The following is a 727-nucleotide window of genomic DNA, read 5'->3' on the forward strand; positions in this document are numbered from 1 at the left end:
CCATGAGGTGGATGTCGGCCATGCTGCCCCACAGGGTCTTAGCCCGTAATTTAGTTGCTTTGCCGACTAATCCGTGCTTCAAATGTCCCCAAAACCTTAAAACAATAACTATTATTTATCTAAAGAAAAAACAAAATTAAGCGGCCAATTCTTCCTTCTTTAATACTGACAAATGAGGGATGTCTTTTAACATCTTTTCTTCACTAAACTCAAATTGCTTTTTACCTATACTAAAGAAGATACGGATCAGTTTATTACATAAAGCGATAAGAGACTGCATCTTCTTTAATGGATTATCTGGACGTTGAGTATAGTAAGCATGTAATGCCTTAAATGCAGAATTTTTGGCGACGAGAATCATACAAACCCTGAATAACAGAGCCCTCAGTTTCTTCCGACCTCTTTTTGTGATGGTCGTTTTTCCTTTGTGCTTACCGGATGTATTTTCTTTTAAGCTTAAGCCGGCCAGCTTAATAATTTGCCGGGGATGAGTATATTCACTAAGATCACCAACTTCCGCAAAGAAGCCGGCAATTGTATCCCTTCCCACACCTTTTATGGCTAACATTTGTGGTACACCTGGTATTTCATCAAGTAAACCATCTATTTTTGCATCCAATTCTTCGAATTTTAACTGAATTAATTCATATTTAGCCAGAATCGTTTTTAGCTCTAATTTAGCCATTTCGGAGCCTTGTCGAAGTCCGATGGACTTACTGGCTGCTTG

General features: G+C 38.5%; 1 protein-coding gene. It reads right to left on the bottom strand.

Going from position 1 to position 727, the window contains the following annotated elements:
- Nucleotides 1–136: 136 nt before the first annotated feature.
- On the bottom strand, nucleotides 137–727 hold a 591-nt coding region (locus G8761_RS26730; protein ID WP_166030962.1), incomplete at its 5' end, for a transposase.

Source organism: Neobacillus terrae, from assembly GCF_011393025.1.
In the GTDB taxonomy this organism is placed as follows: domain Bacteria; phylum Bacillota; class Bacilli; order Bacillales; family Cytobacillaceae; genus Neobacillus_A; species Neobacillus_A terrae.